The sequence below is a fragment of the Streptomyces sp. NPDC054849 genome (genome assembly GCF_053610945.1).
Genome location: NZ_JBSGZI010000138.1, coordinates 1 through 17,476, shown reverse-complemented (window position 1 = coordinate 17,476; position 17,476 = coordinate 1). Strand labels below are relative to the sequence as shown.

The 17,476-nt window shown below is 73.5% G+C and carries 16 protein-coding genes and 1 pseudogene; 7 read left to right on the top strand and 10 right to left on the bottom strand.

The features are described 5' to 3' along the window. Positions 1-414: 414 nt before the first annotated feature. On the bottom strand, positions 415-1,608 hold the full coding sequence (locus ACWGIF_RS35245) for a thiolase C-terminal domain-containing protein (RefSeq protein ID WP_453503635.1): 1,194 nt from the start codon (positions 1,606-1,608) through the stop codon (positions 415-417). A gap of 177 nt (positions 1,609-1,785) precedes the next feature. Here ACWGIF_RS35245 and ACWGIF_RS35240 point away from each other — a divergent pair, with 177 nt between their 5' ends. Beyond that, positions 1,786-3,162: an acyl-CoA dehydrogenase family protein gene (locus ACWGIF_RS35240; protein WP_453503633.1), complete on the top strand. Its 1,377-nt coding sequence runs from the start codon at positions 1,786-1,788 to the stop codon at positions 3,160-3,162. After that, entirely contained in the window at positions 3,162-3,647 is a 486-nt protein-coding gene (locus ACWGIF_RS35235; RefSeq protein WP_453503631.1) for a nitroreductase family deazaflavin-dependent oxidoreductase, read from the top strand. The genes ACWGIF_RS35240 and ACWGIF_RS35235 overlap by 1 nt, the downstream gene beginning before the upstream one ends. A gap of 81 nt (positions 3,648-3,728) precedes the next feature. Here ACWGIF_RS35235 and ACWGIF_RS35230 read toward each other — a convergent pair whose 3' ends face one another. Continuing rightward, on the bottom strand, positions 3,729-4,376 hold the full coding sequence (locus ACWGIF_RS35230) for a TetR family transcriptional regulator (protein ID WP_453503630.1): 648 nt from the start codon (positions 4,374-4,376) through the stop codon (positions 3,729-3,731). Between the two features lie 417 nt (positions 4,377-4,793). Here ACWGIF_RS35230 and ACWGIF_RS35225 point away from each other — a divergent pair, with 417 nt between their 5' ends. The 3 genes from ACWGIF_RS35225 to ACWGIF_RS35215 all read left to right on the top strand — a co-directional run bounded on the left by ACWGIF_RS35225 (position 4,794) and on the right by ACWGIF_RS35215 (position 8,899). After that, positions 4,794-5,801, top strand: a complete 1,008-nt coding sequence (locus ACWGIF_RS35225) for a VOC family protein (protein WP_453503628.1) — start codon at positions 4,794-4,796, stop codon at positions 5,799-5,801. Positions 5,802-5,918: 117 nt separating this feature from the next. After that, positions 5,919-8,333, top strand: coding sequence for a serine/threonine-protein kinase (locus ACWGIF_RS35220; RefSeq protein ID WP_453503626.1), 2,415 nt, complete (start codon positions 5,919-5,921; stop codon positions 8,331-8,333). 68 nt (positions 8,334-8,401) lie between these two features. Continuing rightward, positions 8,402-8,899, top strand: coding sequence for a peptidylprolyl isomerase (locus ACWGIF_RS35215; RefSeq protein WP_453503624.1), 498 nt, complete (start codon positions 8,402-8,404; stop codon positions 8,897-8,899). Positions 8,900-9,032: 133 nt separating this feature from the next. On the opposite strand, the gene ACWGIF_RS35210 is transcribed toward ACWGIF_RS35215, so the two are convergent. Beyond that, positions 9,033-9,572, bottom strand: coding sequence for a hypothetical protein (locus ACWGIF_RS35210; protein WP_453503623.1), 540 nt, complete (start codon positions 9,570-9,572; stop codon positions 9,033-9,035). A 159-nt stretch (positions 9,573-9,731) separates the two neighbouring features. On the opposite strand from ACWGIF_RS35210, the gene ACWGIF_RS35205 reads away from it, so the two are divergent. Further along, the gene (locus ACWGIF_RS35205; RefSeq protein WP_453503621.1) at positions 9,732-10,331 is read left to right on the top strand and encodes a hypothetical protein; all 600 of its coding nucleotides are present in this window, start codon (positions 9,732-9,734) and stop codon (positions 10,329-10,331) included. 9 nt (positions 10,332-10,340) lie between these two features. Here the strand turns inward: ACWGIF_RS35205 and ACWGIF_RS35200 are convergent, their stop codons facing one another. The 3 genes from ACWGIF_RS35200 to ACWGIF_RS35190 all read right to left on the bottom strand — a co-directional run bounded on the left by ACWGIF_RS35200 (position 10,341) and on the right by ACWGIF_RS35190 (position 12,798). Then, positions 10,341-11,117, bottom strand: coding sequence for an enoyl-CoA hydratase/isomerase family protein (locus ACWGIF_RS35200; RefSeq protein WP_453503619.1), 777 nt, complete (start codon positions 11,115-11,117; stop codon positions 10,341-10,343). Then, positions 11,114-11,539: a Zn-ribbon domain-containing OB-fold protein gene (locus tag ACWGIF_RS35195; RefSeq protein WP_453503638.1), complete on the bottom strand. Its 426-nt coding sequence runs from the start codon at positions 11,537-11,539 to the stop codon at positions 11,114-11,116. The genes ACWGIF_RS35200 and ACWGIF_RS35195 overlap by 4 nt, the downstream gene beginning before the upstream one ends. A gap of 107 nt (positions 11,540-11,646) precedes the next feature. Continuing rightward, positions 11,647-12,798, bottom strand: coding sequence for a lipid-transfer protein (locus ACWGIF_RS35190; RefSeq protein ID WP_453503617.1), 1,152 nt, complete (start codon positions 12,796-12,798; stop codon positions 11,647-11,649). Between the two features lie 181 nt (positions 12,799-12,979). Between ACWGIF_RS35190 and ACWGIF_RS35185 the strand changes: the two genes are divergently transcribed. Beyond that, the gene (locus ACWGIF_RS35185) at positions 12,980-14,665 is read left to right on the top strand and encodes a fatty acid--CoA ligase family protein (RefSeq protein ID WP_453503637.1); all 1,686 of its coding nucleotides are present in this window, start codon (positions 12,980-12,982) and stop codon (positions 14,663-14,665) included. Positions 14,666-14,828: 163 nt separating this feature from the next. On the opposite strand, the pseudogene ACWGIF_RS35180 reads toward ACWGIF_RS35185, so the two are convergent. The 4 genes and pseudogenes from ACWGIF_RS35180 to ACWGIF_RS35165 all read right to left on the bottom strand — a co-directional run. Further along, positions 14,829-14,948 (bottom strand): annotated as a pseudogene (locus ACWGIF_RS35180) (nucleotidyl transferase AbiEii/AbiGii toxin family protein); the annotation flags it as partial. Then, a complete protein-coding gene (locus ACWGIF_RS35175; protein WP_453503616.1) occupies positions 14,945-15,310 on the bottom strand; it encodes a hypothetical protein in 366 nt (121 codons plus the stop codon). The gene ACWGIF_RS35175 and the pseudogene ACWGIF_RS35180, both read right to left, overlap by 4 nt. A gap of 281 nt (positions 15,311-15,591) precedes the next feature. After that, positions 15,592-16,461 carry an LppU/SCO3897 family protein gene (locus tag ACWGIF_RS35170; RefSeq protein WP_453503614.1) on the bottom strand — a complete coding sequence of 290 codons (870 nt, stop codon included), beginning with the start codon at positions 16,459-16,461 and terminating at the stop codon, positions 15,592-15,594. 141 nt (positions 16,462-16,602) lie between these two features. Further along, a complete protein-coding gene (locus ACWGIF_RS35165) occupies positions 16,603-17,337 on the bottom strand; it encodes a class I SAM-dependent methyltransferase (protein ID WP_453503612.1) in 735 nt (244 codons plus the stop codon). Positions 17,338-17,476: the final 139 nt, after the last annotated feature.

The following is a 17,476-nucleotide window of genomic DNA, read 5'->3' as shown; positions in this document are numbered from 1 at the left end:
ATCGCGCAGCGACGCGACGCAGGAGCGCCCTTGAGGGACCGGCCCGACACGGAGAGACGATGAGACTGACGGGAAACCCCCAAACCCACTCTGATGCCGCCCAGCCGGCTCCCGCCTACCGAAGCCCCCGCCGCAGGTCCCGACCCCGTCGGCCCGGTTTCGGCTACCGCATCGCCGCCCGCGCCCCCCGGCTCCCGCTCGTCTGGCTTCGGCCGCCTCCGTCCCGCCGCGCTCCCGGCTCTCGCTCGTCTGACTTCGGCCGCCCCCGTCCCGCCCGCGCCCCCCCGGCTCCCGCCCGCCCGGCTTCCGCCATCCCCGCCCCGCCCGCGCCCCCGCCCCGCCCCGCCCCGACGGAGTCGGCCCATCCCCCGCCCCGACGGGCTCGGCCCATCCCCTCGCCCCGGCGGGGTCGGCCTACCCCCCGCCCAGGAGGATCGTTCCCGATGAGCAGAACCAGCCGCCTGTGCCCGAGGTCAGGGCGACCCGCGGGAGGCGGCCGCCGGGTTTGGTGACCTGGCCTGCCCCCGCCTCGCCGCGGAGCTGGCGGACGGCCTCGACCAGGAGGAACAGGCCGCGCATGCCGGGGTGGCAGGCCGAGAGGCCGCCGCCGTCGGTGTTGACCGGCAGTTCCCCGTCGCGCAGCAGGCGGCCCTTCTCCACGAAGGACCCGCCCTCGCCCTTCGCGCAGAAGCCGAGGTCCTCCAGGGTCACCAGGGTCATGTAGGTGAAGGCGTCGTAGATCTCCGCGAGGTCCACGTCCGCCGGAGTGAGGCCCGCCTGCTCGAAGGCGATGCGGCCGGAGACCGCCGCCGGGGAGACCGTGAAGTCCTCCCACTGCGACATGGCGGTGTGGGAGACGGACGTTCCCGCGCCCAGGATCCAGACGGGAGCCTTCGCGGTGTCCGGTACGTAGTCCTCCGCGGCCAGGAGCACCGCGCAGCCGCCGTCCGAGCGGATGCAGCAGTGCAGCTTCGTGAAGGGGTCCGCGATCATCTCGCCCGACAGGACGTCGTCCACCGTGATCGGGTCGCGGAACATCGCGTCCGGATTGGTGGCCGCGTTCGCCCGCGCCTGTACGGCCACCGCGGCCAGCTGCTCCAGTGTGGTCCCGTACTCGTGCATGTGGCGGCGGGCGGCCATGGCGTACTTGGAGATCAAGGTGTGACCGTACGGGACCTCGAACTGCAGCGGTCCCCGCGCCCCGAACGACAGGTTGGAGGTCCGCCGCCGCGCCTTGATGTCCGCGCGGGCCGTGGATCCGTAGACGAGCAGGACGGCGTTGGCGTGTCCCGCGGCGATCGCGTCCGCCGCGTGGGCGGCCATGACCTCCCAGGTCGAGCCGCCCACCGAGGTGGAGTCGACCCAGGTGGGGCGCAGGCCCAGGTACTCGGCGACCTCGACCGGGGCGAGCGTGCCGAGGCCGGCCGAGGCGAAGCCGTCGATGACGGAGCGGTCCAGGCCGGAGTCGGCGAGGGTGCGCCGTGCGGCCTGCGCGTGCAGGGCGTAGGGCGTGGGGCCGTCCACCCGGCCGCAGTCCGAGAGGGAGACGCCGACCACCGCGACCCTCCGGCGGGCGCGGGGCGCGGGTCCAGGTGTGAGTCCAGGCATGGGGGGACGGTACATCTGACGTAACGTCAGATGCTAGGCCCGCTCCGCTCCGCGTGCGTCCCTCCACCCCTTTCCCGTCACCCGCCCGCGCCCGCAACCCGCCCTCGCCGCCCCCTGTGCATCTGCCGCCGCCGGGCCTAACATGACGGCCCGTCAGATACGGGGAGGAGCCCGACGATGGATGCCGCCTTCACCGCGGAGCAGGACGAGATACGGCGTACCCTGCGCGAGATCCTGGGCAAACGCTGCGGCCCCGACGAGGTCAAGGCCGCCGCCCGCACCGACGCCGGACACGACCGCGAGCTGTGGCAGCAGCTCGCCCGGCAACTCGGCCTGCCGGGCATCGCCGTCGCGGAGGAGTACGGCGGCGTCGGCTGCACCCCCGCCGACCTGGCCCTGGCCTGCGAGGAGACCGGGCGGGTGCTGCTGCCCTCGCCGCTGCTGGCGACCGCCGTCCTCTGCGTACCCCTGATCGCCGCCCTCGGCACCGACGCCCAGCGCTCCGCGCTGCTCCCACCGCTGGCGTCCGGTGGGCTGACCGCCGCCCTCGCCGTTTCCGGCCCCGCGCTGGCCACCGCCCTCGCGCTGACCGGCGAGGACACCGCCGGGCAGTGGTCAGGCGGCGGCCGCGCGGGCGGGGTGCAGGCCCGCGCCGACGCGTCCGGCGGCGACTGGCGTCTGTACGGGGAGGCCGCGCAGGTCCTCGACGGGCACAGCGCCGCGCTGCTGCTGGTCGCCGCGCACACGGGAGGCTTCGCCCGCAGCCGTACGCTGCTGTTCCTCGTACGGGAGGACGCGCCCGGGCTCGTACGCTCCCGGCAGTCCGTGCTCGACGAGACGCGCCCGCAGGGAAGAATCCAACTGAGGGACACGCCCGCGCAATTGCTCGGAGTGGAAGGGGCGGACGTCCTCGGCGCCCTCGCCGCCACCGGGCGCACCGCCTCCGCCGTGCTCGCCGCCGAGGCGGTCGGCGCGGCCGGCCAGGCGCTCGCCCGCACCGTGGAGTACGTACGCGGGCGCGAGCAGTTCGGCCGGGCGATCGGCTCCTTCCAGGCGGTCAAGCACCGGCTCGCCGACCTGTACGTGCAGGTGCAGGCCGCCCGCTCGGCGGCCTATTACGCCGCCTGGGACCCGGACCAGGGCGGCCTCGCCCTCGCGCAGGCGCTGGAAGCCCTGCGGCTGACCGCGGGCGAGGCGATCCAGCTGCACGGCGGCATCGGCTTCACCTGGGAGCACGACGCGCACCTCTACTTCAAGCGGGCGGCGGCCGACGAGCTGCTCTTCGGCCCCGTCCACCGGCTGCGCGCACACGCCGCGGACCGTGCGGGTCTGTTCGCCGCGCCGCCCGCCGCTGTCCCGCCCGGGGCGCCGATGCCACCCGCCGCAGCGACTTCCGCCATTGCTCAGGACGTGGCTTCCGCCGTCGCTCAGGACGCGGCTCAGGACGCGGCTTCCGCCGTCGCTCAGGACGCAGCTCGGGGCGCGGCTCCTTCCGGTGAACCGCGTACCACCCCGCCCCCATCCCCGCCCGCACCAGAGAAGGTGGCCGTCTGATGGCTGTGGCCCCCCGTGTCGGCGTCAAGCTGATGCAGAAGGTCTCCTCGACCATGCTGTTCGCCAAGATCGCACCGCACTTCATCCCCGCCATGGACAAGGCGGTGCACAAGCTCACCCGGGGCAAGGTCATGCTCAGCGCCCAGATGCTGCCGGGCGTGATCCTCACCGCCCGGGGCGCCAAGTCCGGCGAACCGCGCACCACCCCGCTCGCCTGCATGCCCGAGGACGGCGGGACGAGCTGGATCCTGATCGGCTCCAACTTCGGCCGCCCCGGGCATCCGGCGTGGACCGGCAATCTGCTCAAGCACCCGGACGCGAACGTGAGTTGGCAAGGGCGGGACATCGCCGTACGGGCCCGTCTGCTGGCGGGGGAGGAGCGTGCGGCGGCGTGGCGGGCGGTGCTGAAGTTCTGGCCGCCGTACGCGACGTACCAGGCGCGCATCGAGCGCGAGATCCGGCTGTTCCGCCTGGAGCGTCGCTGATCTCAGGCGGGCGGCGCGGCACGCGACGTGCGCCCCGGCGCGAGGCCGGCCGGGGCGGCGGACCCTGGACGGGGCCCGCCGTTACTTGGTCGGCTTCTTGCCCGTGATGCCGAGGTGGACGAGCAGTGCCAGATTCGGCCTGAGCTCGGTCTGCTTGACGCCCCAGGTCTGGAAGCCCTTCTGGTGCGAGGCGACCGCGGCCAGCATCGCGACCAGCGAACCGGCCATCGCCGCAGGGCTGACGTCCTTGTCGACCTTGCCCTTGGCCTGGAGCTCCTTCATCGACTCCGTGAGGGAGTTGGTGACCGAGTTCAGGATCTTCATGCGGATCTTGTAGAAGCGCTTGTCGCCCTCGGCCGCACCGAGGTCGACGACCCGCAGGATCGCGTCGTTGCGACGCCAGAACTCCAGGAAGCCCTCGACGAGTTCCTCGGCGGCCGCCCACCCGGACTTCCCGACCCAGGTCCGGCCCTCGACGAGCGACGTCAACTGTGCGCCCTCGGTGGCCATTTGCTCGGCGATCTCCAAGACGGCGCCCTCGACGTCCGGGAAGTACTGGTAGAAGGTCGCGGGGGAGGTACCGGCCTTGCGGGCGACGTCGATCACTTTGACGTCGCGGTACGGCGAGGAGCTGAGCATCTCGCTGAGGCAGTCGAGCAGCTTCTGCCGCGTCGCCTGGCCGCGCCGGCCGGCGACACGCCCGTCGACGGTGCGTACTTGTCCTGTCATGCCGTCAGCTTACCGAGGGGTGATCGGCGCGCTATTCGGCCGCCTGCAAATGGGGTTACCGGGTCCCTGGCCTGGGCGGGAGGCGGTCCCGGGTGGCTGCGGGGGCGCATTTCCGGCCGGGGGCGGGCTTCTGCCCGGCCGGTGGCGCGGGCGGCGGTGGGCCGGAGGCGCGGCGCCGGGTGCAGCCGCGGCATGATCCCTGTGCCGAGGCTGTGCCGGGCTGTGCCGGGCATGAGTCCGGCCTGGATCGGGCCGTGCCGGGCTGTGCCGCAGGGCCCCGGCCTGGGCGTGTCACCCGGTTCCGCGAGGTTTCCCCCGAATAGTCTTATCAACAGGCTGTGGACAAGTTTTCGGGCGGATCATGGCTGGGAGAGGTGGGAGGGTACAAACCCCCGCGCAACGGAAGGAACCGGGCCTATGGCCGCATTCGCGGAAGGCGCACCCTGCTGGGTGGACGCCTCGCTTCCGGACGTCGAGGCGGGCAAGCGCTTCTACGGCGAGCTCTTCGGGTGGACCTTCTCCGAGGGCGCGGGCGCCGAGTACGGCCACTACACCCAGGCGTACAGCCGCGGCCGCAACGTCGCCGCCCTCGCCCCCAAGCCCGACGGCCGGATGCCCACGGTCTGGGGGATCTACCTCTACACCACCGACGTCTACGCCTGCGCCCAGCGCATCCGCGCCGCCGGCGGCCAGATGGTGATGAACCCGATGCCGGTCGGCCCGTACGGGACCGCCGCGCTGGCCGCCGACCCCGGCGGGGCCGTCTTCGGCCTGTGGCAGCCGGGCACCCACCATGGGTTCGAGGCCCAGCAGGAGCCGTACACGTACTGCTGGAGCGAGGTCTACACGCGCGCCCGCGACGCCGTCGACGTCTTCTACGCGAAGGTCTTCGGCTACGTCCCGCAGGACCAGGACGACGCCGGGGTCGAGTACCGCATCTGGTCCCCGCCCGGCAGCGCGCCCGGCCCGGAGACGGCCGTCATGGGCCGCAGCCTGATCACCGACGCCTTCCCGGAGATCATGCCGGCGCACTTCCTGGCCTACTTCGCCGTCCCGGACTGCGATCAGTCCGTCGCGATGGTGCAGCGGCTCGGCGGGCGGGTCACCGCCGACCCCTTCGACACCCCCTACGGACGGATCGCGGTCGTCGCAGACAACCAGGGAGCGGTCTTCGGGCTGCTCTCCGAACCCAGGAGCAAGCCGGACGCGTGGGACCCGCGGTCCGGCCGCCGAACCCGGGCCCGGGCCGAGTCCCCGGCCCGGTCCGGCCCCCGAACCAGCCCGGCCCGGACCCCCGAGCCGGGCCCGGGAACCAGGCCCCCCGGCCCGCCCGCGCCCCGCGTCCGACGCGTCCGCGGCCCCGGACGCCGGAGAGATCACACCGGGCCGCTCGCCGTGCCGGGGCCGGACCCGGCCCGGGCCTGACAGAATCGGGGTTGCGCGACCCGGGCGGCGCCCGGGGTGAGACGCTGCACGGGGCCAGGGCACCGTGCCGGTGGGAGCGGGCCCGGCGAGGGCCCGTACGGGGAGGTGTGGAGGCGAGTGGTGGAGCAGCTGACGCAGCACGACCCGAGACGGATCGGCCCCTTCGAGGTGCTGGGACGGCTCGGCGCCGGCGGCATGGGGCTGGTCTATCTCGCGCGGTCCGCGTCCGGACGGCGGGTCGCGATCAAGACGGTGCGGACCGAGCTCGCCGAGGACCAGCTGTTCCGGGTGCGCTTCACCCGCGAGGTGGAGGCGGCCCGCGCCGTGTCCGGGTTCTACACCGCGGCCGTGGTCGACGCCGACCCGCGCGCCGCCGTGCCGTGGCTGGCCACCGCCTACGTCCCGGCGCCCTCCCTGGAGGAGATCGTCAACGAGTGCGGGCCCATGCCCGCCCAGGCCGTACGGTGGCTCGCGGCCGGCATCGCCGAGGCCCTGCAGTCCATTCACGGCGCCGGTCTCGTCCACCGCGACCTGAAGCCGTCGAACGTGCTCGTCGTCGAGGACGGCCCGCGCGTGATCGACTTCGGCATCGCGAGCGGGGTCTCCAACACCCGCCTGACCATGACGAACGTCGCCGTCGGCACCCCCGCCTACATGTCGCCCGAGCAGGCGAAGGACTCGCGCAGCGTCAAGGGCGCCAGCGACGTCTTCTCGCTCGGCTCCACGCTCGTCTTCGCCGCCACCGGGCACCCGCCGTACCACGGGGCGAACCCGGTGGAGACGGTCTTCATGCTGCTGCGCGAGGGCCCCAACCTCGAGGGGCTCCCCGAGGAGCTGCGGCCGCTGATCGAGTCCTGCATGCAGATGGACGCCACGCTGCGGCCGACCCCGGCCGACCTGCAGGCGCAGCTCGCCCCCCACCTCTTCGACGGCGGCGACGACAGCGGCACCGCCTCGGCGTGGCTGCCCGGGCGGGCCGTCGCGATGATCGAGGCCCGGCGCGCGGGGAACCGTACGCCTGCCGCCCCCGTCGTGCCCGTGCCCGGCCCGGGCCACGGCCACGGCGCCGGCTCGGGTCCCGGTTCCCGCGGGCCCGACTCCGGCAACGCCACGCACCGCCGCCCGCGCGGGGTCGACGCCTGGGTGGACCCGCGCACCGGCCAGGCCGTCCCGCAGCGCCCGCACCACCCGCCGATGGCCCCGGCCCCCTCGGGCGAGCCGGTGCGCCTCGGCGGCTCGCCGGTGCCGATCGGGCCCGGGCCGCGGGCGACCGCCGCGGCCCCGTCCGCACTCGTCTCCGCCGCCCACTCGGCGACCGGCTGGGTCCGCCCGCCGGGCGGGTCGGCGGTCACCCCCTTCGCCGCGCCGGCCGTGCCGAGTCCCGCCCCGGCCCCCGACAGCGGCCGCTGGCGCCCGTGGCGCTTCCGTATGTCGAACGAGGTGTGGGGCACCCCGAGCGTCGCCGGCAACCTGCTCTACGTGACCTCCTTCGAGGTCCACGCGCTGGACGTGGCGAGCGGCCGCCGCCAGTTCAAGACCCGCGACGTCGCCTGGTCCATGGCGGTCGCCGACGGCAGGATCCACGCCTCCGACGGCCCCTCGCTCTACGCGCTCGACGCCTCCGACGGCTCCGAGCGGTGGCGGCTGTCCACCGACGCCTGGGTGTACGCGCTGCGCGCCGAGCGGGGCACGGTCGTCACGGCCACGCGCGGAGGCGGCGTACAGGGCTGGGAGGCGTCCAACGGGCAGAAGCTGTGGGAGCTGACCGGCGCGCAGACCGACTTCGAGACCCCGGAGGCGGCCCCCGTCCTCCACGACGGCACGGTGTACGTGTGGCAGGACGCTCGGCTGCGCGCGCTGGACGCCCGCAGCGGCCGCGAGTCCTGGTCGTATCCGGTCGGCGACGCGGCGTCCTGCGGGAACGTCCCCGTCCGGGTCACCCCCGCCCCGGACGGCAACGTCTACATCGCGGCCGGCACCCGGGTGCTGTCCGTGGACCGGGCCTCGGGCCGCGTCCGCTGGCACTTCGAGGCCCCCGCGGTCTTCCTGGCCCCTCCGGCGTTCGCGCCGGGCGCGGCCGTCACGGGCGGCGGGGTCTACCTCGTCGACTACCTCGGCACGGTCTACGCACTGGACGCGGCCACCGGCCAGGACCGCTGGCGGATCGCGACGGAGGCACGCCAGTCCCCGGACCCGGTGGTCGTCGCGAACGGCAACGTCCACCTGGGCGCGGGCAGCGCGCTCTACACGCTCGACGCGGTCACCGGCACCCCGAAGTGGCGCTTTGCGGCGGGCGGGGAGATCACCGGCCTGCCGGCGGTCGCGGACGGCCGGGTGCACTTCGGCTCGGCCGACCACTGCCTCTACACGCTGGACGCGGCGGGCGGCCAGCTCCGCTGGAAGCTGGCCACGGGCGGCGAGATCACGGGCGCCCCGGTGGCGGAGGCGGGCGTGGTGTACGCGTGCAGCAAGGACCGCTGCGTGTACGCCCTGGACGCGGCCAAGGGCACGGGCACCCGTACGAGCGGTTGACCTGCCCGGAGGCGGGGCTCCGGCCCCGCCTGGCAGCGCACCACACCGGGAGTGACAGGATGGACCCCATGAGCAACGTCTACTTCGACATCACCATCAACGGCGCCCCCGCCGGCCGCATCGTCTTCAACCTCTTCGACGAGGTCGTCCCGAAGACCGCGCGCAACTTCCGCGAGCTGTGCACCGGCCAGAACGGCTACGGCTACGCCGGCTCGGGCTTCCACCGCGTCATCCCCCAGTTCATGCTGCAGGGCGGTGACTTCACCAACCACAACGGCACCGGCGGCAAGAGCATCTACGGCGAGAAGTTCGAGGACGAGAACTTCCAGCTGAAGCACGACCGCCCGTACCTGCTGTCGATGGCGAACGCCGGCCGCAACACCAACGGCTCGCAGTTCTTCATCACCACCGTCGTCACCTCGTGGCTGGACGGCAAGCACGTCGTCTTCGGCGAGGTCGTCGAGGGCAAGGAGCTCGTCGACCAGATCGAGGCCCTGGGCTCCCAGTCCGGCGCCCCCAAGGGCAAGGTCGAGATCGCGGCCTCGGGCGTCGTCGACGCCGCCTGATCACCACCCAGCCTGCCCGGCCGGTCGGCCCCGCCCCCACCCGGGGGCCGGGGCCGCCGCCGTTTCCGGTGGGCCCGGGAGTCCTGGAAGTCCTGGAAGTCCTGGAAGTCCTGGAAGTGCTGGGAGTCCGCAGCTACGGGTGGTTCCCGGGCCGGGAGTGCGGCCGGTGCTCGTCCGCCGGGGTGACCGGGTACGGGTACGGGGCCGGGTCCGGGGCCGTGGAGGTGGTCGGCGGGAGCGGGCGGACTCGGCGGGTCGGCCGGCCGCGCATCACGGCCGCGCCGAGGAGGATGAGGGCGCCCGCGCCGAAGGCGTTGGCGAGGCCGTCCCCGAGCCCCTTGCCGTCGCCGCCCACCGAGAGGCTCCCGGCGGCCTGCCCCTGGCGGACCATCCACAGGATGGTGAAGCCGAGGACGACGACCCCGGCCACGGCCATGAGCAGCCGCGAGCGGAGCACGACGGCGATCAGCGTGAGCAGGGCGGCGAAGAGGAAGGGGAGCAGGATCGACCCCAGCAGCGCGGCCTTGTGGCCGGTGATCCCGGCGGCGGTGAAGAGCTCCTGGATGCGGTAGTCGCGTCCGTGACGGCCGTCGTACCAGGCACGGAAGGGGCTCCAGACGGCGGCCGTCGCTCCGATCAGACCCATCAGCGAGCCGAGTGCGTTGCGGATCATGCCCGGCCCTCCGAGGTAGGGGTCTCGACCCCGACGCTACGCCCGGCCCCCGGGCCTCGCATGCCGGCCGGCCCGGACGGGTTCTCCTCCGCACAGGCTCCGTGGGGTGCGGGGGCTGATAGCGTGACCCGCCGTTGTCCAGGGGAGGGGTTTCGGGCCATGGTGGCTGGACGTCGCATCAGGTTCGCCGCGGTGCTGGTCGCCGTCGTGTTCGCGCTGACCGGATTCTCGTCGCACGGCGGAAGCAGCAGCGGGAGCGGTGGCAAGAGCAGCAGCAAGAGCGGGAGCAAGAGCAGCAGCGGAGGCGGCTGCTCCAGCTCCAAGAGCAAGAAGAAGAGCCACAGCGGAGGCAAAGGCAGTACGGCGACGGCGTCCCCCTCGGCGAGCGAAGGCAGCTCCCCGGCCACCGCCGTCGTGGTCACCTGTGCCGGCGCCACCCCACCGGTCACCACGGTGAGGTTCACCTCGCTGGTGGACCGCAGGGCGAGCGTCTCCGTGACCCTGTACCGGGAGAACGCGGCCGGCGCCGTCATCGAGCAGACCGTCGTCAGGACGACTCTGGAAGCCCGCGGGACCCGCACGGTCGACGTGGCCCTCAAGGATCCCTCGCGCGCCGCCGAGGTCGCCGCGTGCCGGCTCGACCGGCCCACCGACGGGCCCGCGCCGGCACCGTCCACGAGCTCCTCTTCGGAGTCCGGGTCCAGCTCCGGCGGGTCCAAGTCCACCCCGAAGCCCAAGGCCAGCAAACGGCGTTCCTGAGATCCGTGCTCAGCGCAGCCTGAACTCCGTTCCCGGCCGCCGGGACGCGAACAGCTCGGCCTGCCGGTCCGGTGCCAGGTTCCCCAGCCGGATCAGCGCCGGGGCCTGGGCCAGGGCCTGCTGGAGCGCGGCCTGCTTCGCCGACCACAGGGCCCGTACGGTGCCCTGTACGGCCTGCGTCGGAAAGCCGGCCAGGGTCTGCGCCGCGCGCAGGGCGGCCGGGAGCAGCTCTGCGGGCTCGGTCAGTTCCGAGACGAGTCCGATCTCGTGGGCCCGCCGCGCGGAGAGCCGTTCGGCCGTGCCCATCAGGGACATCCGGGCGGCTTCGCCGAAGGGCATGCGCTGCGCCATGTAGACGGCCTCGTAGGCGCTGACCATGCCGTACGTGGTGTGCGGGTCGAAGAAGGTCGCGGACGACGAGGCGATGACGAACTCCGACTCGCCCAGCAGGTAGAAGGCCCCGCCGCAGGCCATGCCGTTGACGGCGGCGACGACCGGTTTCCACAGGTCGCCCGCCTTGGGGCCGATCGCGATCAGCGGGTCGTCGGTCGAGTACGGGGACTCCGGCTGCGGCACCTCGACGCCCCGGTCGACGCCGGTGCAGAAGGCGGCCGTCCCGGCGCCCGTCAGTACGACCGCCCGCACGTCCTCGGCGAACCGGAACTCGCGCCACACCGCGCCCAGTGCGGCGGCCGTCTCCAGGTCGATGGCGTTGTGCCGGTGCTCCCGGTCCAGGGTGACGACCGCGACCCCGGTCGTCTTGTCCCGCTCCACCCGTACGGTCACGATTTCTCCAGGAGCCAGCGCGGCACGGCCATCCCGCCCGTCTCGGTGAACACCACCTGCACCCGAGCGCCGATGCGCAGCCGGGATGGGTCCACCGAGTCGAGCGGGGCGTCGGCGGAGGTCACCAGGTTCCCGGCGAGCCGGATGTGCGGGGCGTCGGAGAGCTCCACGAGGATCACGTTGTACGGAGCCTGCGCGGCGTAGGCGGGCAGCAGCGGGGGATGCGGCCGGACGTACGACCAGATGCGGCCGCGGCCGCTCATCCGGCGCCACTCGCCGTCGAAGGACCGGCAGTGCGGGCAGCAGGGGCGGGGCGGGAAGCGGAGTCTCCCGCAGGCTGCGCAGGCCTGGATGCGCAGTTCGCCCCGGGCCGCGTACTCCCAGAAGGGGGCGCCGTCCTCGTCGGGAACCGGCAGGAGCAGTCCGTCCGCGGACGGGGCGGCGGAGGGGGCCGGGGTTGCGGGTGCGGTTGCGGCCGGGGTTGCGGCCGGGGTTGCGGATGCGGATGCGGCGGTGGTCATCGGTCGGCTCAGCTCCTCAGCAGGATCGCGGACGTCGGGACACCCTCGCCCGCCGTCACCAGGCAGGTCGCGGCGTCCGGCACCTGGGCGGTGGAGATGCCGCGCAGCTGCTTGACGCCCTCGTTGATCAGGTTGAAGCCGTGCACGTACGCCTCGGAGAGGCCGCCGCCCCCGGTGTTGATGGGGAGCCGGCCGCCCATCTCCAGGGCCCCGCCCTCGGTGAAGGCGGCACCCTCGCCGCGGCCGCAGAAGCCGTAGCCCTCCAGCGAGAGCGGGATCAGCGGGGTGAAGGCGTCGTAGATCTGGGCGACGTCCACGTCCTGCGGCCCGAAGTCGGCCTGCTTCCAGAGGTGGCGGGCGGCGGTCCACGCGGGTCCCGACAGCGGGTCGTCGTTCCAGTAGTTGACCATGCCGTGGTGCTGGGCGGGCAGGCCCTGGGCGACGGAGTGCACGTAGACGGGTTTCCGGCGGCAGTCCCGGGCCCGCTCGGCGGAGACGATCACGCAGGCCAGCGCGCCGTCGGTCTCCAGGCAGTTGTCGAAGAGGCAGAGCGGGTCGCTGATCATGCGGGAGGTCATGTACATCTCGCGGGTCAGCGGCCGCTCGTACATCATCGCGGCCGGGTTGGCGTTGGCCCGGTTGCGGCAGGCCATCGCGACGTTGAAGAGGTGGTCGCGGGTGGCGCCGTACTCGTGCATGTAGCGGCGGGCCAGCATGCCGATCTCGTCGGCGGGGCGCAGCAGACCGAAGGGGCGGGTCCACTGGCCGGGAGTGGGCAGCTGGACGGCGGTGTTCTTCCAGGGGCGCGGGCCCGAGCCGCGCTTGCGGGAGCGCCACGCGACGCCGACGGTGGCCTGGCCGGTGGCGACGGCGGTCGCGAGGTGGCCGACGGTGGCGCAGGAACCACCGCCGCCGTAGCCGATCTTGGAGAAGAAGGTGACGTCGCCGGCGCCGATGGCCTTCGCGACCTCGACCTCGTCGGTCTCCTCCATGGTGTAGGAGGCGAAGGCGTCGACCTCGGAGGGGTCGATGCCGGCGTCGGCGAGGGCGGCCAGGATCGCCCGGCAGGCCAGTTCCTTCTCGGACTGCGGCAGTCGTCTGGCGAAGGGTGTCTGGCCGATGCCGACTATCGCCGTAGCGTCCTTGAGCGTTGCCGCCATCGCCACCTCCGGGGTGCGTCGCCAGTGCTGACAGCCGCGAAGGCTACAGCTAATCTGACGAACAGTCAGCTACTGGGTTCGCGGGAGGGTGACACGCATGGGCGACGACGGGCGCGACGACGTACACCGGGACGTACGCGGGGACGCACTCGGGGGCGTTCGCGAGGACGTGCGCGAGGGCATGTGCGAGGACCCTCGCGGAGACCTGCGGTGGGGCAGCATCGCGGGACTCGTCCGGTCGGCAGCGGTACGGTACGCCGACCGCGAGGCCGTCGTCGACGGTCGCGTCCGGATCAGTTACGCGCAGCTCGGGGAGCGCGTCGAGCGTGCCGCGGCCGCCTGCATAGCGGCCGGGGTCGAGCCCGGCGACCGGGTCGCCGTCTGGGCCCCCAACACCCTGGAGTGGATCGAGTCCGCGCTCGGGGCCGTCTCGGCGGGCGGGGTGCTCGTCCCCCTCAACACCCGTTTCAAGGGCGCGGAGGCGGCGTACGTCCTGGAGCGCAGCCGGGCCCGGCTGCTCTTCGTCACCGGCACCTTCCTCGGTACCTCCTACGTCGCCTCCCTGCGCCGCGCCGCCGGCGGGTCCGGAGCGGGCGGACCGGAGGCGGGTGTACGGGCGGCGGGCGGACCGGGGACGGCCGGATCCGGGGCGGGAGGGCCGGGGCGCGGCCCCCTGCCCGGACTGCCGCACCTGGAGCAGGTCGTCGTCCTCTCCGAGGACGCCCCCGAGTCCTTCCGCACCTGGAAGGACTTCCTGGCGGGTGGGGACTGCGTACCGGCCGAGACGGTGCGCGAGCGCGCGGAGACGATCCCCTCCGAGGCTCCCTCCGACATCATCTTCACCTCCGGCACCACCGGCAGCCCCAAGGGCGCCGTCATCACCCACGCCCAGTCCCTGCGCTGCTACGACGTGTGGTGCGAGCTCGCCGGACTCCGCGAGGGCGACCGCTACCTGATCGTGAACCCCTTCTTCCACACCTTCGGCTACAAGGCCGGGATCATCGCCTGCCTGATGCGCGGGGCCACGATGGTCCCGCAGTCCGTGTTCAACGTGGACACCGTCCTCGCCAACGTCGCCGCCGAGCGGATCTCCGTCCTCCCCGGCCCGCCCACCCTCCACCAGTCGCTCCTCGACCACCCCCAGCGCGACCACCACGACCTCTCGGCCCTGCGCCTGGTCGTCACGGGCGCGGCCGTGGTCCCGCTCCGGCTCGTCGAGCGGCTGCGGGGCGAACTCAACATCGCCACCGTCCTCACCGCGTACGGGCTCTCCGAGGCCAGCGGCATCGTCACCATGTGCCGGCAGGGCGACCCCGCGGAGATCATCTCCGAGACCTCGGGGCGGGCCATCCCGGACACGGAGGTCGTGATCGTGGACGCAGACGGGCGCCCGCAGCCGGCCGGGAGGGCGGGCGAGATCGTGGTCCGCGGCTATCACGTCATGCGGGGCTACTTCGAGGACGCCGACGAGACCGCCGCGGCGATCACGGCGGAGGGCCGGCTGCACACCGGCGACGTGGGGTTCCTGGACGAACGCGGGAACCTGCGCATCACCGACCGGATCAAGGACATGTTCATCGTCGGCGGGTTCAACGCCTACCCCGCCGAGATCGAGCAACTCCTCGGCCTGCACCCGGACATCGCGGACGTCGCGGTCGTCGGCGTCCCGGACCCGCGCCTCGGCGAGGTCGGCAAGGCCTATGCCGTCCGCCGCCCCGGCTCCACGCTCACCGCCGACGACCTGATCGCCTGGTCCCGGCGGGAGATGGCCAACTACAAGGTGCCGCGTGCGGTGGAGTTCGTCACGGAGCTGCCGCGCAACGCGAGCGGCAAGGTACTCAAGCGCGAACTGCGCGCCCGCTGCTGAACTTGCATGAGTGCTGGTGGGCTGTTCACCGGACAGGGGCTGGAAACCGGCACTGGTCAGCGCTCCGAACACCGGCAGAAGTGTCACCCCCAAGGTCAGCGTTCCGACCACATGTACCGCCAGCCACACTGCTGGGCCGTCAGGCCTCCTCGTCGTGGTCGTGCAGGCGCTGGTCGAGGCCGTGGGCCTGGACGGCGTACCCACCGGTGATCACGAGGGGGTATGGGGCGCCGATGTCGATGACGGCGGCCAGCAGCCGTCGGTGCAGATCGCTCAGCTTCACGCGGCGGCGGCCCCCCCGCTCGCGAGCTCGGGAAAGGCTTCCCCCCAGACCTGTCGCACATGTCTGCTGACCAGGGTGCGCAGGACCGGCCACTGTGCCAGGAGGAGGTCGTGGTTCAGCAGGGTCACGAGGTCCTCGTGTTGCCCCTCGGCCAGGACGGTGCGGTACAGGCTCATGCGTAGGCGGGGGCGGTCCAGGTCGTAGGCGCGCAGTCCGGACCAGGCAACGTGCAGGGGCAGCTCGACCACCCCATGCTCCGGACCTGCGAGCTTCTCCAGCGAAGCGGGCAGCCGACTCATGTACCGGGCGTGGAGCACCTCGGCCGCCGACGGCGCTGCGCTGTACGGGGAGTGCATGACCATGACCTGATTATCCCGCGCCCCGCCCGTCCCCGGTACCGCAGACGAGGTAAACCACCCCCGACGTGGCGAGGCCCGCAGCGGGGGCTGGTCCGGGACCGGTCGGAGCTCACTGCTGATCCAGAGCAGGGCACCGCTCCGCGGAGTGCGGGTGAGGCAGCGGTCCGCCCACATCGTCGTCCGCCCGCAAGCCGGTGCCAGCCATATGCCGGGGCGTCGAGCAGCTCGATCAGGAGTACGGGATCACGCCACCTTGCAGGCCGATCCCACATCCGCAGGCGGGCTCAGCGGGCGTACGAGCCGAGGCCGACGAGGCAGTACACGTACTGGTTGAGGACAAGGGCGCCCCGCATGTAGCGGTAGGAGAACGCGTACTGGGTCTTGGGGTTGGCGTTGCAGCGGTCCATGTCCGAGGTGCCGGGGATGCTCTCGATCACCCTGTAGTGCGCGTCGGACGCCGAGCAGGGCACCTCCTCGACGCCGCTGACGCTCTGCGGCGTCGTGGAGTCGGGCAGCTGCCCGTTGAGACAGGTGCCCCGGTCGAACGGGCTGGGTTCGGAGCTGGGTTCCGGGCTGGGTTCCGCGCTCGCCTCCGGGCTGTACGGGGTCGGCGCGGTGGAGGGGGTCGTGACGGCCCCGGGCTCCGACGAGGCGGAGGGAGTGGGCGTCCAGGAGGACGACCAGGTGGGCTTCGCGTCGGGGGAGGCCCCGCTGTCGCCCTCGTCGCCGCTGTTCACCAGGACGATGCCGCCGATGGCCACCGCGGCGGCGACCAGGACTGCCACCAGGCAGCCGCGCCCGCTCGCCCCCGGGGACCGGCCGGGCGGCCGTGAGCCTGCCCCCGCGGCCGGCATGGCACTCGTGGCGGCCGTGGAACCCCCGGCGGACGGGGAACCCGCTGTGCCCCCGTTCCGGGCCGCGACCCAGGCCGGGGGCCTGATCCCGCCCGCCCCCGCGATCCATTGCGCCCCCGCCCCGGACACCTGGATGCGCAGCAGCAGCTCCTGGTCGCCGACGCGGGCGCGGACGAGATCACCGTCCCGGCAGGACGGGATGCGCAGGCGGGCCGGGCCGGACGGCAGCTGAACGGGGAGGATCACCCCGTGGGCGGCCTGCTGAGGGGTGATCGTGATGGGCATTTCCTGCGACGTCACCGGCTGCTCCGAAGGGTGAGGGTGGTGCGGACGCCCGCTGACGAACCCTCACGAAGTGTCCCCTGTGCGCCGGTGCTGACGCAGTCATTCCGCCAAGCCGCCCGCCCCGTCCCGCCCCCCGCCCCGCCCTCCGGAGACTCTCTAGGAGCGGCGGGCCAGGACTAGCCGCCAGCGGGGAGCGCCCCCGGGCTGCCGTCCGAAGTGCTCCAGCGGCACGGTCTCCACCGTGAACCCGGCCGCCCGCAGGTCGCTGCGCACTCCGCTCAGCGGGAAGGTCCGGTAGTACATGACGAAGGGCGGCCGCCACACCGCGTTGCGCACCCGCATCACCGCGTCGAAGCCCGCCACCGCCCACCACACCGGGGAGGTGGGCGGGATCGGGGCGCCGATCGGGAAGGCGAAGACCCCGCCTTCGCGCAGCGCGGAGTGCACCCCGGAGAAGAGGGCGGGCCGCTCGGCCGGGAGGAAGTGCCCGAAGGCCCCGAAGCTGACCGCCAGGTCGTAGGAGTTCCCGAGGGCGGCCGGCAGGGCCCGCGCGTCGGCCCGTACGAAGTCCACCGGCGGGCCGCCCTGCGGCGCGTGCGTGCGCTCGGCCTCGGCGAGCATGCCCGCGCTGAGGTCCACCCCGGTCACCCGCTCCCGGCACAGCCGGCGCAGCATGCCGATCCCGGCGCCCGTGCCGCAGCAGACGTCCAGCCCGGCGCCGAAGGTGCCCTCGTGCTGGGCGAGGGTCTCCTCGACGGCGTCGAGCATCCGGTCCGGGGTGCGGAAGGGCGTGTGGTCGAACTTCGGCGCGAGCAGGTCGTAGCCCCGCTCGATCGAGGTGAGGCCCTGTACGGCGAGTTCGCGGACGCTCGGTCCGTGGGAGGAGAACACATCACCAGCGTATGCCGCGGCGGGCCGTCCGACCGGACACAACGATGCGGCGGGGGGGGGGGGGGGCCCCCCCCGCGCCCCCCCCCCCCCGCCCCCCCCCGCCAGCACCCCCGCCGCGAGCCCCCCCGGTTGCCCGGGA